Source organism: Ferrovibrio xuzhouensis (genome assembly GCF_042648965.1).
Classification (GTDB): Bacteria; Pseudomonadota; Alphaproteobacteria; order Ferrovibrionales; family Ferrovibrionaceae; genus Ferrovibrio; species Ferrovibrio xuzhouensis.
Genome location: NZ_JBHRYJ010000003.1, coordinates 1 through 22,549, shown reverse-complemented (window position 1 = coordinate 22,549; position 22,549 = coordinate 1). Strand labels below are relative to the sequence as shown.

The window sequence follows — 22,549 nt, the reverse complement described above, 5'->3', positions numbered from 1 at the left end:
GTTAAGACAGATTAACGCCATTGGCCCCGGTAAAATCCGCCCCCGTCACATCGGCCTCGCGCAGGTCGGCGCTTTTCAGGTCGGCATTGCGGAAACTGGCGCCGCGCAGGTTGGTGCCGCGCAGGTCGGCCTGCATCAGGATGGCGCGGTCGAATTTCGCCCCGTCGAGCTGGCAGCCGGCCAGATTGGCCTGGCCGAGGTTGGCGTCTTCGAGGCTGGTGTGCCAGCGCCGGCCTTCCAGTGTCGAGATCGGCATTGGCCCCATGCGGGCGCCGCTGAAGTTACAGCCGATCAGGTTGGCGCCGTGGAACTTGGCGCCGCGCAGGTCGGTGCCGGTGAAGTTGGCATTCAGCAGCATGGCGTCGGAAAAATCGGTCATCGACAGCACGGCGCCGGCGAAATCGGCTTCCACCAGGGTTGCCTGGACGAACAGCGCAGCGGACAGGTCGATCTGCTGCAATTTCACGCCGGACATGTCGATGCGGCTGAAGTCGGCGCGCCGCCCCTTGATGCCGAGCGATTCCGCCCACAGCAGATGCTCGCGCAGGACGATCTGCAACGGCTTGTCGAGGTCGGCAATGTTCTTGGCCATCAGCGCGCCGTTGAGCCGGGCATCGCGCATCTCGCTGGTGCGGAAGAAGGCGCCGGCAAGATCGGCACCCTCGAACTTGGTGCCATGCAGCAAGGCGCCGGCCAGTACGGCGCCCGACAGGGCGCAGCCGCTCATGTTGGTGTTGGTCAGGTCGGCACCGACAAAGATGGCGCCGCGCAGGTCGGAATTCGACAGGTCGGCATCGACCAGCCGGGCATTGGCCAGGTTGGCATGGCTGAGATCAGCCTGCTGGCTCATGATCCGGCCGAGCTTGGCGCCGACCAGCTTGGAATGGGTCATCTGGGCGCGTTCGGTGATCGCGCCGCCGACCGCAATGGGGACCAGGTTGCCGGCCTCGTCCGGGCGCAGCAGGCGGCCGTCGCGCAGGTCGGCGCCCGACAGGTCGGCGAATTCCAGGTTGGCCCCCCGCATCAGGGCACCACGCAGGTCGGCCCGGGTCAGGTCGGTGGAGGCGAGGTTGGCGCCCTCGAGATTGGCGCCATAGAAATTGGCGCCGGACAGCCGGGCGAATTTGAACACGGCTGCCTTGAAGTTGCCGCCGACCATAGCGCACTCGCGCAGGTCGCGATTGGAGAAAACCAGGCCGGAAGCATCCTGGAACTGCAAATTCAAACGGTTACCACCCCTGGCCCCCCGCGCAAAGCGCTCCTGGGCGACCAGCAGGGCATCGAGGTCCTTCTGTGTGATCGTGGCCAGCGACATGCGATCATATCACCACGTGGCCCGGCCCGGCGCCAGAGGCGGGAAGCCTGTGGTTGCAAAGGCTTGCAAAAATCCCGGCCCGGTTCATCCGGGGGCTTGCCAGCGGCCCGCGGGCAGGCTACAAGCCGCGCGTTCAAACCCACACGCAGGCTTGCGCGGCCTTGGGGAGAAATCCCAAGGCGGCGTTCCGGTGTCCGGTCCCAGCGGAACCCAGTTCCAGGGGCAGGACGTGCCTGCGGCGGCCCAACCGGAGAAGGATAGAGAGATGACCCTGCCGACCTTTACCATGCGTCAGCTGATCGAAGCTGGCGTCCATTTCGGACACCAGACCCACCGCTGGAATCCGAAGATGAAGCCGTTCCTGTTCGGGGAACGCAACAATGTTCACATCATCGACCTGCAGCAGTCGGTGCCGATGTTGCATCGCGCCCTGCAGGCCGTGCGCGACGTCACCGCCGGCGGCGGTCGCGTGCTGTTCGTCGGCACCAAGCGCCAGGCCTCGGAGGCGATTGCCGAAGCGGCAGCCAAGTGCGGCCAGTTCTTCGTGAACCATCGCTGGCTCGGCGGCATGCTGACCAACTGGAAGACCATCTCCCAGTCGATCAAGCGCCTGAAGGAGCTGGAGGAGCTGCTGGGGTCCGAGCAGAACACCGCCGGCCTGACCAAGAAGGAAGTGCTGAACCTGACCCGCGAGCGCGAGAAGCTCGACCGGGCGCTGGGCGGCATCAAGGATATGGGCGGTCTGCCCAGCATCATGATCGTCATCGACACGGTCAAGGAAGACATTGCCATTGCCGAAGCCCGCACGCTCGGCATTCCGGTGGTGGCGGTCCTCGACTCGAACTCGGACCCGCAGGGCATCACCTATCCGGTTCCGGGCAACGATGACGCGCTGCGTGCCATCAACCTGTACTGCGACCTGTTCTCGCTCGCCGTTCTCAGCGGCATCGAGGAGCAGCTGTCGGCCAGCGGCGCCGATCTCGGCGCGGCCGAAGAGCTGCCGGTTGAGGCGGTTGCCGAGGCGCCTGCCGCAGGCGGCGAGGCCGCGGCCCAGGCCTGAGCCTGATGTATCGGTCGCGGCGCCCCCTCGCATGCCGACGGGGCGCCGCAGCCGTTTTCATGACCATACGATTACCGGGCGATGTCCGGTCAACCGAATAGGACTGAGAGGACTCTGACATGGCTGAGATCACTGCGGCCCTGGTGAAGGATCTGCGCGAGAAGACCGGCGCGGGCATGATGGATTGCAAGAAGGCGCTGGGCGAAACCAACGGCGACGTCGACGCCGCTGTCGACTGGCTGCGCAAGAAGGGCCTGTCGGCTGCGGCGAAGAAGGCCGGTCGCGTGGCCGCCGAAGGCCTGGTTGCCGTTGCCATCAAGGATAACGCTGGCGCCATCGTCGAGGTGAATGCCGAGACCGATTTCGTTGCCCGCAACCCGCAGTTCCAGACGCTGGCCGGGGGTATCGCCACCGCGGCCCTGACCGCTGGCGAGGATGTTGCCGCTCTCGAAGCCGCGCCGTTCCCGGGCACGGGCCGCAGCGTCAAGGACGAGATCACCCAGGCCATCGCCACCATCGGCGAGAACATGACCCTGCGTCGTGCCCGCGTGATGACGGTCGATGGCGGCGTGGTCGTTGCCTATGTCCACAGCGCGCTGGCCGAGGGTCTCGGCAAGCTGGGCGTGCTGGTCGGCCTGAAGTCGACCGGCAAGCGCGAGGTGCTGGAGCAGATCGGCAAGCAGCTCGCCATGCACATCGCGGCGACCAACCCGCAGTCCGTCAGCACCAAGGACCTCGACCAGAGCCTGGTCGAGCGCGAGCGGACCGTGCTGACCGACCAGGCGGCGGGTTCGGGCAAGCCGGCCGAGATCATCGCCAAGATGGTCGAAGGCCGCATCCGCAAGTTCTATCAGGAGGTCGTCCTGCTCGAGCAGGTCTTCGTCATCGACGGCGAGACCCCGGTCGGCAAGGCCGTCGAGAAGGCGGCCAAGGATGCCGGCGCGCCCATCGAGGTCACAGGCTTCGTCCGCTTCCAGCTTGGCGAGGGCGTCGAGAAGAAAACCGATGATTTCGCGGCCGAAGTCGCCAAGATGGCCGGCTGAGGCGGGTTGCAGGAAAGTTCGGGGAGGGGGGCTCAGGCCCCCCTTTCTGTATCTGCGGGCATTTTTGCCAAGCCGGGCCATGGTATAAGGTTCGCCACAGAATCGCCGCGCCTTTCGGTCAATCCTGGGCGCCTGTCGCCGAGGATGCCGTATGACCATCAAATACCGCCGTGTGCTGCTGAAATGCTCGGGCGAGGCCCTGATGGGCCCGACCCCCTACGGCATCGACTTCGAGACCGTCGACCGGATCACCGCCGAAGTGAAGGCGGTGCATGATCTCGGCGCCGAGATCTGCCTGGTCATTGGCGGCGGCAACATCTTCCGCGGTGTCGCCGGTGCCACCCGCGGCATGCAGCGCGCTTCGGCGGACTACATGGGCATGCTGGCCACGGTGATCAACGCGCTGGGCGTGCAGCATGCCCTTGAGTCCCATGGCGTGCCGACCCGGGTGATGTCGGCGATCCGCATGGATACGGTCTGCGAGCCCTATATCCGCCGTCGTGCCATGCGACATATGGAAAAGGGCCGGGTGGTGATTTTCGCTGCCGGTACCGGCAATCCGTTTTTCACCACCGACACGGCCGCCGCCCTGCGGGCCGCGGAAATGGGCTGCGACGCCCTGCTGAAGGGCACCCAGGTCGATGGCGTCTACAGCGACGACCCGAAGAAGGACAAGACGGCCACCCGCTATGACCGGCTGACCTACCTGGACGTGCTGCAGCGCGACCTCAAGGTGATGGACGCCTCGGCCATCAGCCTGGCGCGGGAGAACAATATCCCCATTCTGGTGTTTTCCTTGCACGAGCCGGGCGGCTTCGCCAAAGTGCTGACCGGCACCGGACGGTGCACCGTGATCGAGGGAACCTAGGGTTCCAGCTTAGCTATAAAATATTGATTATAAATAACCTTTTTGTTGCATGTGCAGGAGAGTGTCGTGGCTGAACCGGATATCGACGATATCGAGCGCCGCATGGGCAAGGCTGTCGAGGTGCTGAAGCACGAATTCGTCGGTCTGCGTACCGGTCGGGCCACGATCAGCATGCTCGATCCGGTCCGCGTCGACGTCTACGGCAGCGTGATGCCGATCAACCAGATCGGCACGGTCAGCGTGCCCGAACCGCGCATGATCAGCGTGCAGGTCTGGGACAAGTCGAACGTGAAGGCGGTGGAGAAGGCGATCACCGCCAGCGGCCTTGGTCTTAATCCGCAGGCGGACGGCACCCTGATCCGCATTCCGATCCCCGAGCTGAACGAGCAGCGCCGCAAGGAGCTGACCAAAGTTGCCGGCCAGTATGCCGAACAGGCGCGGGTCGCCATCCGTGGCGTGCGGCGCGATGGCATGGATGGCCTGAAGAAGCTGGAGAAGGACGGCGAGATCGGCGAGGACGATGCCAAGATGTGGCATGACGAGATCCAGAATCTGACCGATGCCTCCATCAAGAAGGTCGACGAGGCGCTGGCCCAGAAGACCAAGGAGATCCTGCAGGTCTAGCCATGTCCGAGCCGGTCGTATCGCAAGCCGCCGAACCGGCCGTCCCGCGCCACGTTGCCATCATCATGGACGGCAATGGCCGCTGGGCGAAGGCCCGAGGATTGCCGCGCAACCTCGGCCATCGCCAGGGTGTCGACGCCGTCCGCGAGGTGGTGCGTGGCTGCCGCTCGCTCGGCATCCGCTATCTCACGCTCTATGCTTTCTCGTCGGAGAACTGGAAGCGGCCGCAGAGCGAGGTCAGCGGCCTGATGGACCTGCTGCGGCTGTATATCCGCCGCGAACTGAAGGAACTGGCCGGCGGCGGCGTGCGAATCCGGGTGATCGGCGACCGCTCGAAGCTTGATGCCGACATCCGCGACCTGATCGCCGATGCCGAGGCGCAGACCCGCGACAACACGGTCCTGACTCTGGTGATCGCGCTCAGCTATGGCGGCCAGGACGAGATCGTCGCGGCCTGCCGGCGTATCGCCGAAGAGGTTGCCGCCGGCCGGCTGCAGCCGGAGCAGATCGATGCCGGCGTGGTGGCGGGGCAGTTGCACACGGTCGGCATCCCCGATCCGGATATCGTGATCCGCACCAGCGGCGAGCAGCGCCTGTCGAATTTCCTGCTGTGGCAGACTGCCTACAGCGAGCTGATTTTCGTCGACAAGCTGTGGCCCGATTTCGGCCAGCAGGATCTGGCAGCCGCCGTTGCCGAATTCCAGCGCCGCGAGCGGCGGTATGGCGGCACCGGTGAGTGAGCCGGCAGCACAGGGGACAACGATGCAGGACGGGCCGCTGACACCCGCGAAGACGGGTCCGAGCAGCCTGGTGCTGCGAGTGGTTTCGGCGGCCGTGCTGCTGCCGCTGGTGATCTTCGCGACCTGGCTCGGCGAGTGGCCGTTTGCCATCCTGGCCTTTGCCGCCGCGATGCTGATGCTGCATGAATGGCTGCGCATGCCGGGGCCTTACGCCCGCAGCGTGCTGATCGGCAGCGGACTCGGCATTGCCGGTAGCCTGCTGCTGGTGATGCTCAAGCACCACAATTTTGCCATGGGGTTCCTGTTGCTTGGTGCCGTGGCAGTGGGACTCTACATGCGGCACCGGTTCCTGTGGCACACGGTCGGCCTGATCTATGTCGGGCTGCCGTGCCTGATGCTGCTGTGGCTGCGCGGGGATTCGGAACAGGGTCAGCACATTGTCTTCTGGCTGCTGTGCGTGATCTGGGCGACCGATACCGGCGCCTACTTTGCCGGCCGTGCCATTGGCGGGCCGAAGCTGATTCCGAGCATCAGTCCCAACAAGACCTGGGCCGGCCTGATCGGCGGCATGATCTGCGCGGCCCTGGTCGGCTGGCTGATCGCCCGGATTGATGTTACCTGGCCAGCCGTCATCCTTGCCATGCTGGCCGGTGTCGTCGCCGTGGTGTCGCAGGCCGGCGATTTCTTTGAATCCGGCGTGAAGCGGCATTTCGGCGTCAAGGACACCGGCAGCCTGATCCCCGGCCATGGCGGCGCACTCGACCGGCTCGACGGCCTGCTGTTCGCCGTGCCGTTCATCACGCTGATCTACATCTTCTGGGGAGACCTGCTGTGGCTGTGACCGGCCTGCCGGCGGAACCCCGCCGGATCACGATCCTCGGTTCGACCGGCTCAATCGGCCGCTCGACAGTCGATCTGCTGCAGCGCGACCGCGGCAGTTTTGCAGTTGCCGCCCTGACCGCGCAGAGCAACGTGGCTTTGCTGGCCGAGCAGGCCCGCACGCTCGGTGCCGATTGCGCGGTGATCGGTGACGAGACCCTGCTGCCCGAACTGCGCCAGCGGCTTGCCGGCAGCGGCATCGAGACGGCCGGGGGCAGTGCGGCGATCATCGAGGCGGCATCCCGGCCGGCCGACTGGGTGATGGCCGCCATCGTCGGCGCAGCGGGCCTTGAACCGACCCTGGCCGCCGTGCGGCAGGGAACGGTGGTCGCCCTTGCCAACAAGGAAAGCCTTGTCTGCGCCGGTGCGCTGGTGATGCGCGAGGCCGCCCTGCATGGCGCAACCATCCTGCCGGTCGATTCCGAGCATAACGCCATCTTTCAGGTTTTCGATTTCGACGCCCCGGACAGCATCGACCGGGTGATCCTGACTGCGTCTGGCGGGCCGTTCCGCACCCTCAGCCTGGGGGAGATGCGCGAGGTCTCGCCGGCCCAGGCGATGGCCCATCCGGTCTGGAGCATGGGGGCCAAGATCTCGGTCGATTCCGCCACCCTGATGAACAAGGGGCTGGAACTGATCGAGGCAAGCTTCCTGTTTCCCGTACCGGAGGAGCGGATCGAGATCCTGATCCACCCCCAGTCCGTGATTCACAGCATGGTCTCGTACGTGGACGGATCAGTCCTCGCCCAGCTGGGCACGCCGGACATGCGCACGCCGATCGCCGTGACCCTGGCCTGGCCTGGCCGGATGGCCACGCCGGCGAACCGGCTGGATCTGGCGGCGATCGCCCGACTGACCTTTGAAGTCCCTGATTTCGCACGATTTCCGGCCCTCAATCTGGCCCGGCAAGCCTTGCAAACCGGGGGCGCGGCCCCTACTATCCTCAATGCTGCAAACGAGGTGGCCGTCGATGCCTTCCTGAAGGGGCAGATCGGGTTTCTCGACATCACACGGATCGTCGAACAGACCTTGGCCCGCGTGCAGCATGGATCGCTGACGGATCTGGGATCTGTTCGCGAAGCGGATGACGCAGCGCGGCGCTATGCGATGCACCTGATCGACCCGGCGGGCGACCCGCGGGTTATCCGGGTGCCAACACGAGGGCAGGGCCGGCACTAGGCTGGCGGTCGAGGTATCATGGAATTCGTCACCAATCTGGCCAGCTACATCGTCCCGTTCGTCGTCGTTCTCACCATCATCGTGTTCGTCCACGAACTGGGTCATTACTGGGTGGCGCGCCGCTGCGGTGTGCGGGTCGAGGTTTTCTCGATCGGTTTCGGCCCGGAACTGTTCGGCTGGTACGACAAGAATGGCACCCGCTGGAAGATCAGCGCCATTCCGCTCGGCGGCTTCGTGAAGTTCTTCGGCGATGCCGATGCGGCATCCGGCGCCGATGGCGCGGCCATTGCCGCCATGAGCGAGGCCGACCGCAAGGAATCCTTCCACTACAAGGGGCTGCGCGCCCGCTCGGCCATCGTGGTGGCCGGTCCGGTGGCCAATTTCCTGTTCGCCATTCTCGTCTATGCCGCGCTGTTCAGCGTGATCGGCCAGCCGTTCACGCCGCCGGTCGTCGGCGAGGTGATGCCGAACAGCGCCGCCGCCGATGCCGGCCTGAAGTCGGGTGACCGCATCACCGCAGCCGATGGCACCAGCATCGGGCGCTTCCAGGATCTGCAGACCTATGTGGCGCTGCGCGCCGAAACCCCGATCGACCTGACCGTTCGCCGCGATGGCAGCGAGCAACACATCACCGTGGTGCCGCGCCGGGTCGATGCATCGAACGGTGTCGGTGGGACCGAGCGGGTCGGCCAGATCGGCATCCGCACCTCCGGCATCGAATTCGTGCGACATGACCCCGCGACCTCCGTGGTGCTGGCCGCGCAGGAGACCTGGCAGGTCGTCGCCAATACCTTCACGTATCTCGGCCGGATCGCCGATGGCCGCGAGTCCGGCGACCAGCTGAGCGGCCCGCTCGGTATCGCCAAGATCTCGGGCGATGTTGCCAAGGCGAGCTGGCTCGGCCTGATCCAGCTGATGGCGACGCTGTCCGTGGCCATCGGCCTGATCAACCTGTTCCCGGTGCCGATGCTCGATGGCGGCCATTTGCTGTTTTACGGCATCGAGGCCCTGCGGGGCCGGCCGCTGGGAGACCGGGCGCAGGAATACGGCTTCCGCATTGGCTTTGCCCTGGTCCTGTCGCTGTTCCTCTTCGCAACGTGGAACGATTTGAATCGCCTGCCTGTTTTCAATTTCCTCACTGGGCTTTTTTCGTGAATCGGGCTAAGTGAGGGCAGGTCTGGGGGCGAGGGGGACTGTGTCAGGAATGTTCCGCACGATTGTATCGCGGTTGCGCCGGCTTGGGGCCCTGGGCCTGCTTTTGCTGTTGGCGCTGGGTGCCCATGCGGCCGCCGCGCAGACCGGGCCGACGATCCGCGATGTCGTTGTCGAGGGCAACCAGCGCATCGAGGTGGCGACGGTCCAGAATTACCTCACGCTGCATGCCGGCTCGGCCTATAGCGCCGCTGAAGCCGACAAGTCGCTGAAAGCGCTGTTTGCCACCGGCCTGTTCTCGGATGTGACCCTGCGCCTGCAGGGCGATACCCTGATCGTGCGCGTGGTTGAAAATCCGGTGATCAACCGGCTGGTCTTCGAAGGCAATCATCGCATGCAGGCGGACCAGCTGCGCAGCGAGCTGCAGCTCAAGCCACGGCAGGTCTATACCCGCGCCAAGGTGCAGGCCGATACCCAGCGCATCCAGCAGATCTACCGGCGGTCCGGCCGCTTTGCCGCGACGGTCGAGCCGAAGGTCATCCAGCTCGAGCAGAACCGCGTCGACCTGATCTTCGAGATCAATGAAGGCCCGCTCACCGGCGTCAGCAGCATCCGCTTCATCGGCAACCGGCGGTTCAGCGATTCGCGCCTGAAAGAGGAAATCCAGACCAAGGAAACCGCCTGGTACCGTTTCCTGAGTTCCGACGACAGCTATGATCCGGACCGCCTGACTTTCGATCGCGAGAAACTGCGCAAGTTCTATCTCAGCAAGGGCTATGCCGATTTCCGTGTGATCAATGCGGCGGCCGAACTGCTGCCGAACCGCGAGAATTTCATCATCACCTTCACCATCGAGGAAGGCCGGCCCTACACTTTCGGCAAGATGGACGTCACCAGCGACATCAAGGGCGTCGACAACAAGGCGCTTGCGGCCCTGGTCACCACGAAGACGGGCGAGACCTATAATGCCGACCAGGTCGAGAATACCGTTCAGGCGCTGACCGACGAACTCGGCCGGCAGGGCTACGCCTTCGTCGACGTGCAGCCGCAGGTCAAGAAGGACCTGCAGAAGCGCATTATCGATATCGATTATACCATCGGCGAGAGCCCGCGGGTCTTTGTCGAGCGCATCGACATCGTCGGCAACGTGCGCACGCTGGACAAGGTGATCCGTCGCGAGTTCCGGCTGGCCGAGGGCGACGCCTTCAATGCCGCCAAGCTGCGCCGCACCCGGACGCGGCTGCGTGGCCTGAACTTCTTTGACAAGGTGGACGTCAAGGAGAGCCGCGGCAGTGCGCCGGATAAGGTGGTCCTGACGGCCGACGTTACCGAGAAGTCGACCGGCGAATTCTCGGTGGGTGTCGGCTACTCGACCTCGGAAAGCGTGCTCGGCGACATTTCGATCCGCGAACGCAACCTGCTGGGTCGCGGCCAGGATCTCAAGCTGGGCTTCAGCCTGTCGACCCAGCGCCAGCAGGCCGACCTGTCCTTCACCGAGCCGTATTTCCTTGATCGGGAACTGGCCGCCGGTTTCGACCTGTCACGGCGGCGCACCGACTTCCGCGATCGCAGCAGTCTCGATCAGACGACGACGATCGCTTCGCCGCGCATCTCGTACCCGATCACCGAGAACCTGTCGCAGCAAATCTACTACCGGTTCCGGCAGGACCAGATCAACCATGTCCGCGACGATGCGTCGCCGTTCATCATCGCCCAGGAGGGTGGTTACGTGACGTCGTCGATCGGCCACGTGCTGACTTACGATCGGCGCGACGACAAGATCGAACCCGGGCATGGCTACCTGCTGCGGTTGTCGCAGGAACTTGCCGGTGTTGGCGGCACCGAGAGGTACGTCAAGAATGTCGGCGCTGGCTATAAGTATTTCACCCTGTCGGACGACGTCATTCTCACCCTGGGCGCCGAAGCTGGATCGATCATCGGTCTCGGCGAGGATGTTCGCCTGCCGAACCGTTTCTATCTCGGCGGCGACAACTTCCGTGGTTTCCGCACCGGTGGTATCGGTCCCCGCGACACTTCAACCGGCGACTCGCTGGGCGGCGAGCAGTATTATAAAGGATCGGCGGACCTCAGTTTCCCGATCGGCCTGCCGAACGAATATGGCATCAAGGGCATCCTGTTTACCGAGGCCGGCTCGCTCTCGAAACTGTCTGATTCCGGTCCGACTGTCTTTGATTCCAACAGCCTGCGCGTGTCGGCCGGTACCGGTGTACAATGGAAGTCGCCTTTGGGCCTGATCCGTGTCGATGTCGGCTTCCCGATCGTCAAGGAAGAAGCCGACAAGACGGAACTTCTGCGCATCAACTTCGGTTCACGCTTCTAGCCAGCAAGGTCTGAAACCCAATGTACGCCTATCTCAGGACCTGTCTTGTCCTCCTCTGCCTGCTCGCGGCCTCCGTTCCGGTGGCGGTGCAGGCGCAAACCCAGAAGACGCCGGTCGCGACCGTCGTTGTGATCGATACCCAGCGCATCTTCCGCGATGCGGCGGCCCTCAAGGCCGTGCGGCAGCAGATCGACCAGTATCGTGCCGGCCTGAAGCCGGAAATCGAACAGCAGGAAGATGCACTGCGCAAGGAAGACCAGGAGTTGGCCAAGCAGCGGTCGGTGTTGACGCCTGAAGTGTTCGAGCAGCGTCGCCAGGCTTTCCAGGCCAAGGTCGTCGCCCTGCAGAAGCAGATCCAGGATCATCAGACCACGATTGAAAAGGCCTTCAACGGCGCCCGCGATCAGGTGACCGGCACGATCGTCGAGATCCTCAAGGAGATGTCCAAAACCCGGGGCTTCAACCTGGTGCTGGACCGGACCAATGTGCAGGTCATGCTGGATCCGAACGTGGAGATCACGCCTGAGGTTCTGAAGCTGCTGGATCAGCGTCTGCCGACGGTGAAAGCGGCCTTACCCGCGCGGAAGTGAGCTTATGGCTGATCCGCGATTTTTCGAGCGGGCCGGCCCCTTCCGTCTGGGTGATCTGGCCCCCCGCTGTGGCGCACAGCTTGCCGATGAGTCCCACGCTGCACGGATGGTGTCTGACGTTGCCACCCTGGACCAGGCCGGTCCCGGGCAGCTGACCTTTCTCGATAACCCGAAATACGCGGAAGCATTGCCGCAAACCCGGGCCGAGGCCTGCATCCTGCACACCAAGTATGCGGCCGCGGCGCCGGCAGGCACGGCGCTGCTGATCGCGCCCAATCCCTATCTATGCTACGCGCGGGCGGCGCAGTTGTTCTATCCGGCGATGCGGCCGGCAGCCGGCTGCCATCCCAGTGCCGTGGTCGACCCTACTGCGACGGTCGCTCCGGATGCGTCGCTTGCCCCCCATGTGGTGATCGGTCCCGGCGCGGAGATCGGCGCCGGGACGATCATCGGCCCGGGCAGTGTGATCGGTCGCGGGGTGGTGGTCGGCGCGGAATGCCGGATCGGTCCGTCGGTTACGCTCAGTCACTGCCTGATCGGGGCCCGCGTGACCCTGCATACCGGCGTGCGGATCGGCCAGGACGGATTCGGCTTTGCACCGGATCCCGCCGGGCATGTAAAGGTGCCGCAGCTTGGCCGGGTTGTGATCGGTGACGACTGCGAGATCGGGGCCAACACCACGATTGACCGGGGTGCCGGGCCCGATACGGTGGTCGGGCCAGGCTGCTGGATTGATAATCTCGTCCAGATCGGGCACAACGTAACCCTCGGGCGGGGCTGCATTGTTGTGGCCCAGGCCGGAATAGCCGGCTCGACCCAGCTGGGCGATTTTGTCGTCCTGGCGGCCCAGAGCGGCCTGGCCGGTCATCTGAAGATCGGCACCGGCGCACGGGTTGGTGCGAAATCCGGGGTCATGACGGATATTCCGGCAGGAGAGAGCCATTTCGGTATCCCGGCGACGAAGGTGAAGGAATATTTCCGCCAGATCGCGACACTGCGACGACTGGCGCAGAAGAAGGGCACGCAGAATGACTGAGACCCAGACCGAAGGCAGCCTGGAGTCGGTCGACATTCTCCGCATCATGGAGATGATCCCGCATCGCTATCCGATGCTGCTGATCGACCGGGTGGTCGAGATGAAGCGCGGCGAAAGCGCCGTCGGCATCAAGAACGTGACGATGAACGAGCCGCAGTTCACTGGCCATTTCCCGACCCAGCCGGTGATGCCCGGCGTGATGATCGTCGAGAGCATGGCGCAGACGGCGGCCGTGGTGGTGGTGCATGCGCTGGGGCCGGATGCCGAAGGCAAGCTGGTTTATTTCATGACCATCGACGAGGCGCGCTTCCGCCGGCCGGTGGTGCCCGGCGACCGCATGTATATCCATGTGACGGCAATCAAGCGGCGCGGCACGATCTGGAAGTTCAAGGGCGAGGTGAAGGTCGACGACAAGCTCGCGGCTGAAGCGATCTTCTCGGCCATGATCCTCGACAAGAAGTAGCTCATGGCACAGATACATCCGACTGCCATCATCGAGGATGGCGCGCGCCTGGGCGAGGGTGTGCGCATCGGACCCTATTGCCATGTCGGCAGCCAGGTGACGCTCGGCAACAATGTCGAGCTGATCAGCCATGTTGCCGTGGCCGGGATCACCAGCATCGGCGAGGGCACCCGGATTTTCCCGTTTGCCTCGATCGGCCACCAGCCGCAGGACCTGAAGTACCACGGCGAACCCTCGCGCCTTGAGATCGGTCGCAACAACCAGATTCGTGAGGGCGTCACCATGAACCCCGGCACCGAGGGTGGCGGCATGCTGACCCGGATCGGCGATGGTGGCCTGTTCATGACCGGTGCCCATGTGGCGCATGACTGCCTGCTCGGTAACAACGTGATCATGGCCAACAACACCGCGCTCGCCGGCCATATCGAGGTCGGTGATTTTGCCTTCGTCGGCGGCTTGGCGGCGGTACACCAGTTCTGCAAGATCGGGCCGCATGCCATGATCGGCGGTATGTCCGGTGTCGAGCAGGATGTGATTCCTTACGGTATGGTCATGGGCAACCGTGCGCGGCTAACCGGTCTCAATCTGATCGGTCTGAAGCGCCGTGGTTTCGATCGCGAGGAGATCAGCCGCCTGCGCGCCGCATACGATCAGCTGTTTGCCGGCAAGGGCACCTTCACCCAGCGCCTGGACGACGTGGCCGAAACCTACGCTGCTTCGGCGCTGGTCCGCGAGGTGACGGATTTCATCCGCAATGCCTCGAAGCGCGGCATCTGCCAGCCGCAGTCGGATGACGACGCCACGGCCTAAACTCGCCCTCATCGCCGGTGGTGGTGACATCCCGGCCCTGATCCGCGATGCCTGCATCGCCGAGGGCCGGCCCCTTTATATCGCTGCGCTGAACGGATTTTGTCCGGCATCCACCGTAACCGGCGTTGACCACGACTGGTTCGACCTGCCGCAGGTCGGCCGCCTGCTGAAGGCGCTGAAGCAGGCTGGCGCGGCCGAGGTCTGCCTGTGCGGCAGCGTGTCCAAACCCGATTTCGCCACGCTGAAGCCGGACTGGCGGGGTGCGCTGCTGCTGCCGAAACTGCTGAAAGCCGCCCTGCAGGGCGATGACGCAATCTTGCGGGTGGTGCTCGACACCTTTGAGCAGGACGGTTTCCGCATCGTCGGCATCGACAGCCTGATGCAAGGCCTGTTAGTCGCCGAACGGCAGTATGGCCAACTGGCGCCTGTCGGTGCCGCTGTGAGCAACCTGCAGCTTGCCATCGGGGCCGCCCACGCGCTTGGTGCTGCTGACCGCGGCCAGGCGGCCGTGGCCGCCGGCGGCAGCGTGGTCGGTCTCGAGGATGCTGCCGGCACCGATGCCCTGCTGGCCCGCATGGCGACCCTGCCGGCGGCCCGTGGCGGTGTGCTCGCGAAATGCGTGAAGCCGCAGCAGGACCGCCGTGTCGATCTGCCGACCATCGGCGTGACCACGGTGGAGAATGCTGCGGCAGCCGGCCTGGCCGGCATCGCCGTCGAGGCCGGTGCGGCCCTGCTGGTCGACCCGGTGGCCACGGCTGCCGCAGCCGACCGGCTCGGCCTGTTCGTCGTCGGGTTTCGCAATGGCTGAAGCCCGGCCTTTACGCGTCGCGCTCATCGCCGGCGAACCTTCCGGCGATGCGCTGGGCGCCAGCTTGATGCGCGCCCTGCGACGCGAGACCGATGATGCGGTAGTCTTCAGCGGCATCGGCGGCGCCCAGATGATCGGGCAGGGGATGCAGAGCCGGTTTCCGATTGTCGATCTCGCAGTGATGGGCCTGGTCGAGGTGTTGCCGCGCATCCGCCTGCTGCGCCGGCGTATCGACGAGACGGCCCGTTTCCTGCTGGCTGATCCGCCGGATATTGCGGTGACCATCGACAGCCCGGGTTTCACCCGGCGGGTGGCGCAGAAACTGGCCGGTCGATCGTTTCCGCTGGTGCATTATGTGGCGCCGACGGTCTGGGCCTGGCGACCGGGACGGGCGCGACGACTGGCGCGGCTGTATGATCACCTGCTGGCGATCCTGCCATTCGAGCCGCCGTATTTCGAGGTCGTCGGCCTGCCGACGACCTATGTCGGTCACCCTGCCGTCGAGACCATCGCGGCGATCCGCCGGACCGAAGCAGCCGCTGTCGAGGATGGCCGCGGGTTTCGTGTCCGTCATGACATCCCGGCCGACCGGCAGATTCTGGCCGTATTGCCGGGCAGCCGGCAGGGCGAGGTCCGTCGCCTGCTGCCGGTCTTCGATGCGGTGCTGCGCCTGCTGAAGGGCGCGGGACTGAACCTTCATCTCGTGATCCCCACGGTGGAGACCGTGGCCGAGACGGTGCACAGTGCGGCGGCCGATCTGCCGTTCCCCGCGCTGGTCGTCGAACAGAGTGCCGAACGTTATGCCGCCATGCTGACCGCCGATGCGGCGCTGGCCGCTTCGGGCACGGCGACGCTGGAACTCGGGCTTGCCGGCGTGCCGACGGTGCTGGCCTATCGCGTGAATGCGCTGACCGCGGCGATCGTGCGGCGCCTGCTGCGCACGCCCTATGCCGGCCTGGTGAACATCCTGAGCGGGCGGGAAGTGATGCCGGAATTCCTGCAGGAGAATTGCCGTGCCGAGCGGATCGCGCCGGCGTTGCTGCCGTTGCTGACCGATGCGGCGGCGCGGCGGGCGCAGACCGATGTCTGTGCTGCCATCACGCTGCAGCTCGGCGGTGGCGAAGACCTGCCGCCTTCGGTGCGCGCCGCGCGCGCGGTGCTTGCCGCTGCCGCACGACGGTTGCCGGCGCCGGCGAAAGGTTGATGCCTGCGGACGATGGTGTATCGTCCCCCCGACCAGAAGGAGAGTGTCATGAGCGAAGCCCCCGCCAATTTCCGCATGCTGCACACCATGCTGCGCGTGCTCGACCTTGATAAGTCGATCGATTTCTATGTCGACAAGATGGGCATGAAGCTGCTGCGCCGGCAGGATTACCCGACCGGCGAATTCACCCTGGCTTTCGTCGGCTATGGCGACGAGAGGGATCACGCCGTCATCGAACTGACCCATAACTGGGGCCAGAAGGAGGCGTATTCGATCGGCAGCGGCTATGGCCATATCGCCATCGGCGTGCCGGATATCTATGGCCTGTGCGACAAGCTCGGCCAGGCCGGCGTGAAGATCCCGCGTCCGCCGGGTCCGATGAAGCACGGCGGCAGCGTCATTGCCTTTGTCGAGGATCCGGACGGCTACAAGGTCGAGCTGATCGAACGCAAGGCGGCCTGAGCCCGGTTGCAGGCCGGCAGACCAAGAAAAAAGCCCGGCTTTCGGCCGGGCTTTTTGCTGTCTGCGAAGACGGCAGGTCAGAGATGGGGCCGGTCAGAGACGGGCGGCGATCCATAAAGTGCCGGCCAAAACCAGGCCGAGCCAGATCCAGAAACGCGGGCGACGCAGCAGGGACCGGGGGGCCAGACGGTTGTCGTTGGCCGGCAGCGGCGCGGTCAGAAAACCGGGTCGCAACCAGCCATGTCCCGTGGCCCGAGGGCCGGACGGCGGTTGCCCGCCGTGTTTTTCTGCTCCCTTGCGCATCGGCCCGCCTCCCATCGGTGCCGTCTCTTTGGCCGATCTTCGGCGGATTACTTCCGCTTGTCGAGCGGAATAAACGCGCGCTTCGGCGACCCGGTGAACAGCTGCCGGGGACGGCCGATCTTCTGGGCCGGGTCCTCGATCATCTCGTTCCATTGGGCGATCCAGCCGACCGTACGCGCCAGGGCGAACAGGGCGGTGAACATGTCGGTCGGGAAACCCATGGCGCGCAGGATGATGCCCGAATAGAAATCGACGTTCGGGTACAGCTTCTTGCTGACGAAGTAATCGTCCTCGAGAGCGATGCGCTCGAGTTCCATCGCCATCTTCAGCAGCGGCTCGTCCTTGACGCCCAGTTCCTCGAGAACCTCGTAGCAGGTCTCGCGCATCACCTTGGCCCGCGGGTCGTAGTTCTTGTAGACGCGATGGCCGAAGCCCATCAGGCGGAAGCCCGAGTTCTTGTCCTTGGCCTTCTTGACCGCCTCGCCGACCTTGTCGACCGAACCGATCTCTTCCAGCATCTTCAGAACGGCTTCGTTGGCACCGCCATGGGCGGGGCCCCACAGGCAGGCGATGCCGGCGGCGATGCAGGCAAACGGATTGGCGCCAGAGGAGCCGGCCAGACGCACCGTCGAGGTCGAGGCGTTCTGCTCATGATCGGCATGCAGGATGAAGATGCGATCCATCGCCTTGGCCAGCACCGGGCTGACCTTGTAGGGCTCGGCCGGCACACCGAAGGTCATGTGCAGGAAGTTTTCCGCATAGCCCAGATCATTGCGCGGATACATGAACGGCTGGCCGACGGAATACTTGTAGGCCATTGCCGCGATGGTCGGCATCTTGGCGATCAGGCGATGCTGCGCGATCATGCGCTGCTTCGGATCATCGTAGTCGGTCTGGTCGTGATAGAAGGCCGACAGCGCGCCGACTACACCGCACATGACCGCCATCGGATGCGCGTCGCGACGGAAGCCGCGGAACAGGAAGTGGATCTGTTCATGCAGCATGGTGTGGTTGGTGATCGAATTCTCGAAATCGCTGCGCTGCTTGCCATTCGGCAGCTCGCCATTCAGCAGCAGGTAGCAGGTCTCGAGGAAGGTCGACTTCTCGGCCAGGTCGGCAATGTCGTAGCCGCGATAGAGCAGCACGCCTTCATCGCCGTCGATGTAGGTGATCTTGCTCTCGGTGCTGGCGGTCGAGGTGAAACCCGGGTCGTAAGTAAAATAGCCGGATTCGGCGTAAAGCTTGCGGATGTCGATCACCGACGGCCCGACGGTGCCATCGAGAATGGGGAGTGTGACGGTCTTGCCGGTATTCGGATCGGTGAGTGTAGCGGGCTGTTTGCCGGCGGTCATAAGGGTACCCCCAGGGTTGGTGACTGCGTATCTGGTTGTAGTGCAAACAATTATAGGGCGCACAGTATGAAGGGGAAAAGTGCCGGCCGTCGCAAAATAAATTCGACCGGCCATGCATAATCCTCATGGTGCCCGTTTCGGGGGCGGATGTTTCATCATGGTAACCCGAGGTTTCCGCTGCGTGGTCTGCATGCTAGGCAGGGATCGTCCGGTCATCGACCGGGGGATTTTTACGAAGGACGCTTCCCATGCTCGACAATGCCGCGCTCGATACATTGTTTCGCTCTGCCCGGACCCATAACGGCTGGCAGGCCCGCCCGGTCACCGACGACCTGCTGCTGCAGATTTACGATCTAATGAAAATGGGCCCGACCAGCGCGAACTGCTCGCCGGCCCGGATCGTGTTCATCCGTTCGCCCGAGGCCAAGGCCCGGCTGAAGCCGGCACTCACGCCCGGCAATCTCGACAAGACCATGGCGGCGCCGGTCACCGCGATCATCGCCCATGACCTGAAGTTCTTCGACCGGCTGCCCAAGCTGTTCCCCCATAACCCGGATGCCCGGAACTGGTTTGCCAACGATCCGAAGGCGGCCGAGGTGGCGGCTTTCCGTAACGGAAGCCTGCAGGGGGCCTATTTCATGCTGGCGGCCCGGTCGCTGGGGCTGGATTGCGGCCCGATGTCCGGTTTCGACAACGCCAAGGTCGATGCCGGGTTCTTCCCCGAGGGCAGCTTGAAGTCGAATTTTCTCTGTAACCTGGGTTATGGCGACCCGGCGAAGCTGTTCGCCCGGAGTCCCCGGCTGGATTTCGCCGAAGCCTGTAAAGTTCTCTGATTGTTCACGCTCGGCTGACCGGTTCCGGACACCCCGGAACCGGCGTCTGCAGCCGCGAATCCCAGTGTTTTGGCGGCTTCGAAAAAGATCATGGCGCAGTGCCAAATGGCGCTTGACCGGGGCAGGGCCCGACAGTAATGTCCGCCCCGCGATTCGACTTGGTGGTAGGGGTTCGTCCCTAAACACAGGCCGATGAACGGTCAGGGTCTCCGTAGCGCTCACGTTGAGATCGGACTTACGCAAGAGACATAAAGACCCCTCTCCGTGGCCGATGGGCCGCAAGGATGGGTCGGAGCGAAGTGAGGCGGATTGCCGGGCTGAAAAGCTGTCGGTGGTTCGCCTTGGATTTTTTTGTGTTGGACCAACTGGCGGAGTTTCCACTCGTATGCCGACGATCAATCAGCTGATCCGCAAGCCGCGTCACCCGAAGCCGGTCCGTGACAAGGTTCCGGCGTTGCAGGAATGCCCGCAGCGCCGTGGCGTTTGCACGCGCGTCTACACGACGACGCCGAAGAAGCCGAACTCGGCGCTTCGTAAGGTCGCCCGCGTGCGCCTGACCAACGGCTTCGAAGTGACCAGCTACATCCCGGGCGAAGGCCATAACCTGCAGGAGCACTCGGTGGTGCTGATCCGCGGCGGCCGCGTCAAGGATCTTCCGGGTGTCCGTTATCACATTGTCCGTGGCGTGCTCGACACGCAGGGCGTCAAGGATCGCAAGCAGCGCCGTTCGAAGTACGGCGCGAAGCGTCCGAAGTAAGGCTCAGGAGAAAAAGCGATGTCGCGTCGCCATGCTGCCGAAAAGCGTGAAATCCTGCCGGACCCGAAGTTCGGCGATATCGTGCTGACCAAGTTCATGAACATGCTGATGTACGAAGGCAAGAAGTCGGTCGCCGAGGCGATCATCTACGGCGCCCTCGACCGCATCAAGGCAAAGACCGGCAACGACCCGGTCAAGATGTTCCACGATGCGCTGGGCAACGTGCGCCCGCAGATCGAAGTGCGCTCGCGCCGCGTCGGCGGTGCCACCTACCAGGTGCCGGTCGAGGTTCGTCACGACCGTGGCCAGGCGCTGGCGATCCGCTGGCTGATCTCGGCGGCCCGTGGCCGCGGCGAGAACACCATGATCGATCGCCTGTCGGGCGAGCTGCTCGATGCCGCCAGCGGCCGCGGCGGTTCGGTCAAGAAGCGTGAAGACACCCACCGTATGGCGGAGGCCAACAAGGCCTTCTCGCATTACCGCTGGTAAGTAAGAGTCCCCAGGAGATCGTCATGCCTCGCGCGACCCCCTACGAGCGCTACCGTAATATCGGCATCATGGCCCACATCGATGCCGGCAAGACCACGACCACGGAGCGCGTGCTGTATTACACTGGCCGGTCGCACAAGATCGGCGAAGTGCATGACGGCGCTGCTACCATGGACTGGATGGAGCAGGAGCAGGAGCGCGGCATCACGATCACGTCGGCGGCCACCACCTGCTTCTGGAACGACCACCGCATCAACATCATTGACACCCCCGGCCACGTCGACTTCACCATTGAGGTCGAGCGCAGCCTGCGCGTGCTTGATGGCGCGGTCTGTCTGTTCGACGGCGTCGCCGGTGTCGAGCCGCAGTCGGAGACGGTGTGGCGCCAGGCTGATAAGTACGGCGTGCCGCGCATGTGCTTCGTCAACAAGCTTGACCGCATGGGTGCCAATTTCTACCGCTGCGTCGACATGATCGTCGACCGTCTGGGTGCCACCCCGCTGGTCACGACGCTGCCGATCGGCTCGGAAGCCGATTTCAAGGGCATCGTCGACCTGGTGCGCAACCGTGCGATCATCTGGAAGGATGAGAGCCTCGGCGCCGAGTTCTTCTATGACGAGATTCCGGCCGATCTGAAGGAACAGGCCGCCGAGTGGCGGCAGAAGATGATCGACGCCGCGCTCGAGATGGACGATGCGGCGCTGGAAGCCTATCTCGAGGGCAACGAGCCCGACGACAAGACCCTGACTGCCTGCATCCGCAAAGGCACCATTGCCGGAAAGTTCGTGCCGGTGCTGTGCGGCTCGGCGTTCAAGAACAAGGGCGTGCAGCCGCTGCTGGATGCCGTTGTCGATTACCTGCCGTCGCCGGTCGATGTCGATGCCGTCAAGGGCATCAAGCCCGGCACCGACGAGGAACTGATCCGCAAGACCTCGGATGACGAGCCGTTCTCCGGCCTGGCGTTCAAGATCATGAACGACCCGTTCGTCGGTTCGCTGACCTTCGTGCGCATCTATTCCGGCGTGCTGGAAGCCGGCGCCGGCGTGATGAACACTGTCAAGGAAAACCGCGAGCGTATCGGTCGCATGCTGCAGATGCATGCGAACAGCCGCGAAGAGATCAAGGAAGCCCGCGCTGGCGACATCGTCGCGCTGGCCGGCCTGAAGAACACCACCACGGGCGACACCCTGTGCGATCCGAACCATCCGATCGTGCTGGAGCGTATGGAATTCCCCGAGCCGGTGATCGAGGTTGCGGTCGAGCCGAAGACCAAGAACGACCAGGAGAAGATGGGCCTGGCCCTGAACCGCCTGGCCGCCGAGGATCCGTCCTTCCGCGTCTCGGTCGACCATGAAAGCGGCCAGACCGTGATCAAGGGCATGGGCGAGCTGCATCTGGAAATCCTCGTCGACCGCATGAAGCGCGAATTCAAGGTTGAGGCCAACGTCGGTGCGCCGCAGGTGGCCTACCGCGAGACCCTGACCAAGCCGGCCGACATCGACTACACCCACAAGAAGCAGTCGGGCGGTTCGGGCCAGTTCGCCCGCGTCAAGCTGAAGTTCGAGCCGCAGGAAGCCGGTGCCGGCATCACCTTCGTCAATGACGTGGTGGGCGGCAACGTGCCGAAGGAATATGTCCCGGCGGTGGAAAAGGGCATCCGGCAGGTCGCGGCCTCCGGCGTGCTGGCCGGGTTCCCGGTCATCGACTTCAAGGCCACGCTGTATGACGGCGCCTACCATGACGTCGACTCCTCGGCGCTCGCCTTCGAAATCGCCGCCCGCGCGGCGTTCCGCGAAGTGGCCCCGAAGGCCGGTGCCAAGCTGCTTGAGCCGATCATGAAGGTCGAGGTCGTCACCCCGGAAGATTTCGTCGGTGACGTGATGGGCGACCTGTCGTCCCGCCGCGGCCAGCTGACCGGCACCGAGCCGCGCGGCAATGCCCAGGTCATCAATGCGATGGTGCCGCTGGCCAACATGTTCGGCTACGTGAACAACCTGCGTTCGATGACGCAGGGCCGTGCCCAGTACACCATGACGTTCGACCACTACGCCCAGGTGCCGCAGAACGTGTCCGACGAAGTCGTCGCCAAGATGGCCGGCTGAGACACGAGCGGCAGAGACAGATAAGAGATAGCGGAGAAGGCAGATGGCCAAGGCAAAGTTTGAGCGTAACAAACCGCATTGCAACATTGGGACGATTGGTCACGTCGACCATGGCAAGACGTCGTTGACGGCTGCGATC

General features: G+C 64.3%; 24 protein-coding genes. 21 read left to right on the top strand and 3 right to left on the bottom strand.

Annotated elements, in window-relative coordinates:
- Position 1: 1 nt before the first annotated feature.
- Positions 2-1,315: a pentapeptide repeat-containing protein gene (locus ACFOOQ_RS13765; protein WP_379727637.1), complete on the bottom strand. Its 1,314-nt coding sequence runs from the start codon at positions 1,313-1,315 to the stop codon at positions 2-4.
- 265 nt (positions 1,316-1,580) lie between these two features.
- Here ACFOOQ_RS13765 and rpsB point away from each other — a divergent pair, with 265 nt between their 5' ends.
- The 16 genes from rpsB (at position 1,581) to gloA (ending at position 16,574) form a co-directional block, all read left to right on the top strand.
- Entirely contained in the window at positions 1,581-2,375 is a 795-nt protein-coding gene (gene rpsB, locus ACFOOQ_RS13760; protein ID WP_379727635.1) for a 30S ribosomal protein S2, read from the top strand.
- A gap of 119 nt (positions 2,376-2,494) precedes the next feature.
- The gene (gene tsf, locus ACFOOQ_RS13755; RefSeq protein WP_379727633.1) at positions 2,495-3,418 is read left to right on the top strand and encodes a translation elongation factor Ts; all 924 of its coding nucleotides are present in this window, start codon (positions 2,495-2,497) and stop codon (positions 3,416-3,418) included.
- Positions 3,419-3,569: 151 nt separating this feature from the next.
- Positions 3,570-4,286: a UMP kinase gene (pyrH, locus tag ACFOOQ_RS13750; protein WP_379727630.1), complete on the top strand. Its 717-nt coding sequence runs from the start codon at positions 3,570-3,572 to the stop codon at positions 4,284-4,286.
- 66 nt (positions 4,287-4,352) lie between these two features.
- Complete coding sequence (frr, locus tag ACFOOQ_RS13745; RefSeq protein WP_379727627.1) at positions 4,353-4,910, top strand: ribosome recycling factor; 558 nt, start codon at positions 4,353-4,355, stop codon at positions 4,908-4,910.
- Positions 4,911-4,912: 2 nt separating this feature from the next.
- Complete coding sequence (locus ACFOOQ_RS13740) at positions 4,913-5,650, top strand: isoprenyl transferase (protein ID WP_379727624.1); 738 nt, start codon at positions 4,913-4,915, stop codon at positions 5,648-5,650.
- A 22-nt stretch (positions 5,651-5,672) separates the two neighbouring features.
- Positions 5,673-6,491 (top strand): phosphatidate cytidylyltransferase, encoded by an 819-nt coding sequence (locus tag ACFOOQ_RS13735; RefSeq protein ID WP_379727621.1) that lies wholly within the window; start codon positions 5,673-5,675, stop codon positions 6,489-6,491.
- Positions 6,482-7,708 carry a 1-deoxy-D-xylulose-5-phosphate reductoisomerase gene (locus tag ACFOOQ_RS13730; RefSeq protein ID WP_379727617.1) on the top strand — a complete coding sequence of 409 codons (1,227 nt, stop codon included), beginning with the start codon at positions 6,482-6,484 and terminating at the stop codon, positions 7,706-7,708. Before ACFOOQ_RS13735 ends, ACFOOQ_RS13730 begins: the two co-directional genes overlap by 10 nt.
- Positions 7,709-7,726: 18 nt before the next feature.
- Positions 7,727-8,863 (top strand): RIP metalloprotease RseP, encoded by a 1,137-nt coding sequence (rseP, locus tag ACFOOQ_RS13725; RefSeq protein WP_379727613.1) that lies wholly within the window; start codon positions 7,727-7,729, stop codon positions 8,861-8,863.
- 49 nt (positions 8,864-8,912) lie between these two features.
- Positions 8,913-11,201 carry an outer membrane protein assembly factor BamA gene (bamA, locus tag ACFOOQ_RS13720; protein ID WP_379727610.1) on the top strand — a complete coding sequence of 763 codons (2,289 nt, stop codon included), beginning with the start codon at positions 8,913-8,915 and terminating at the stop codon, positions 11,199-11,201.
- 20 nt (positions 11,202-11,221) lie between these two features.
- On the top strand, positions 11,222-11,791 hold the full coding sequence (locus ACFOOQ_RS13715; protein ID WP_379727607.1) for an OmpH family outer membrane protein: 570 nt from the start codon (positions 11,222-11,224) through the stop codon (positions 11,789-11,791).
- A 4-nt stretch (positions 11,792-11,795) separates the two neighbouring features.
- A complete protein-coding gene (lpxD, locus tag ACFOOQ_RS13710) occupies positions 11,796-12,827 on the top strand; it encodes a UDP-3-O-(3-hydroxymyristoyl)glucosamine N-acyltransferase (protein ID WP_379727604.1) in 1,032 nt (343 codons plus the stop codon).
- Positions 12,820-13,290, top strand: coding sequence for a 3-hydroxyacyl-ACP dehydratase FabZ (gene fabZ, locus ACFOOQ_RS13705; protein ID WP_379727601.1), 471 nt, complete (start codon positions 12,820-12,822; stop codon positions 13,288-13,290). The genes lpxD and fabZ overlap by 8 nt, the downstream gene beginning before the upstream one ends.
- 3 nt (positions 13,291-13,293) lie before the next feature.
- Positions 13,294-14,100, top strand: coding sequence for an acyl-ACP--UDP-N-acetylglucosamine O-acyltransferase (gene lpxA / locus ACFOOQ_RS13700; protein ID WP_379727598.1), 807 nt, complete (start codon positions 13,294-13,296; stop codon positions 14,098-14,100).
- A complete protein-coding gene (locus tag ACFOOQ_RS13695; protein ID WP_379727595.1) occupies positions 14,081-14,908 on the top strand; it encodes an LpxI family protein in 828 nt (275 codons plus the stop codon). The genes lpxA and ACFOOQ_RS13695 overlap by 20 nt, the downstream gene beginning before the upstream one ends.
- Positions 14,901-16,112 carry a lipid-A-disaccharide synthase gene (gene lpxB / locus ACFOOQ_RS13690; RefSeq protein ID WP_379727592.1) on the top strand — a complete coding sequence of 404 codons (1,212 nt, stop codon included), beginning with the start codon at positions 14,901-14,903 and terminating at the stop codon, positions 16,110-16,112. The genes ACFOOQ_RS13695 and lpxB overlap by 8 nt, the downstream gene beginning before the upstream one ends.
- A gap of 48 nt (positions 16,113-16,160) precedes the next feature.
- Complete coding sequence (gloA, locus tag ACFOOQ_RS13685) at positions 16,161-16,574, top strand: lactoylglutathione lyase (RefSeq protein WP_379727589.1); 414 nt, start codon at positions 16,161-16,163, stop codon at positions 16,572-16,574.
- 93 nt (positions 16,575-16,667) lie between these two features.
- On the opposite strand, the gene ACFOOQ_RS13680 is transcribed toward gloA, so the two are convergent.
- Positions 16,668-16,877 carry a hypothetical protein gene (locus tag ACFOOQ_RS13680; protein ID WP_379727586.1) on the bottom strand — a complete coding sequence of 70 codons (210 nt, stop codon included), beginning with the start codon at positions 16,875-16,877 and terminating at the stop codon, positions 16,668-16,670.
- Positions 16,878-16,924: 47 nt separating this feature from the next.
- A complete protein-coding gene (gene gltA / locus ACFOOQ_RS13675) occupies positions 16,925-18,229 on the bottom strand; it encodes a citrate synthase (RefSeq protein ID WP_379727584.1) in 1,305 nt (434 codons plus the stop codon).
- A 248-nt stretch (positions 18,230-18,477) separates the two neighbouring features.
- Between gltA and ACFOOQ_RS13670 the strand changes: the two genes are divergently transcribed.
- The 5 genes from ACFOOQ_RS13670 to ACFOOQ_RS13650 form a co-directional block, all read left to right on the top strand.
- Entirely contained in the window at positions 18,478-19,062 is a 585-nt protein-coding gene (locus tag ACFOOQ_RS13670) for a malonic semialdehyde reductase (RefSeq protein ID WP_379727581.1), read from the top strand.
- A gap of 385 nt (positions 19,063-19,447) precedes the next feature.
- The gene (gene rpsL / locus ACFOOQ_RS13665; RefSeq protein ID WP_341704708.1) at positions 19,448-19,819 is read left to right on the top strand and encodes a 30S ribosomal protein S12; all 372 of its coding nucleotides are present in this window, start codon (positions 19,448-19,450) and stop codon (positions 19,817-19,819) included.
- 18 nt (positions 19,820-19,837) lie between these two features.
- Entirely contained in the window at positions 19,838-20,308 is a 471-nt protein-coding gene (gene rpsG / locus ACFOOQ_RS13660; protein WP_379727576.1) for a 30S ribosomal protein S7, read from the top strand.
- A 23-nt stretch (positions 20,309-20,331) separates the two neighbouring features.
- Entirely contained in the window at positions 20,332-22,410 is a 2,079-nt protein-coding gene (gene fusA / locus ACFOOQ_RS13655) for an elongation factor G (RefSeq protein ID WP_379727573.1), read from the top strand.
- 43 nt (positions 22,411-22,453) lie between these two features.
- On the top strand, positions 22,454-22,549 hold a 96-nt coding region (locus ACFOOQ_RS13650; RefSeq protein WP_372624634.1), incomplete at its 3' end, for a GTP-binding protein.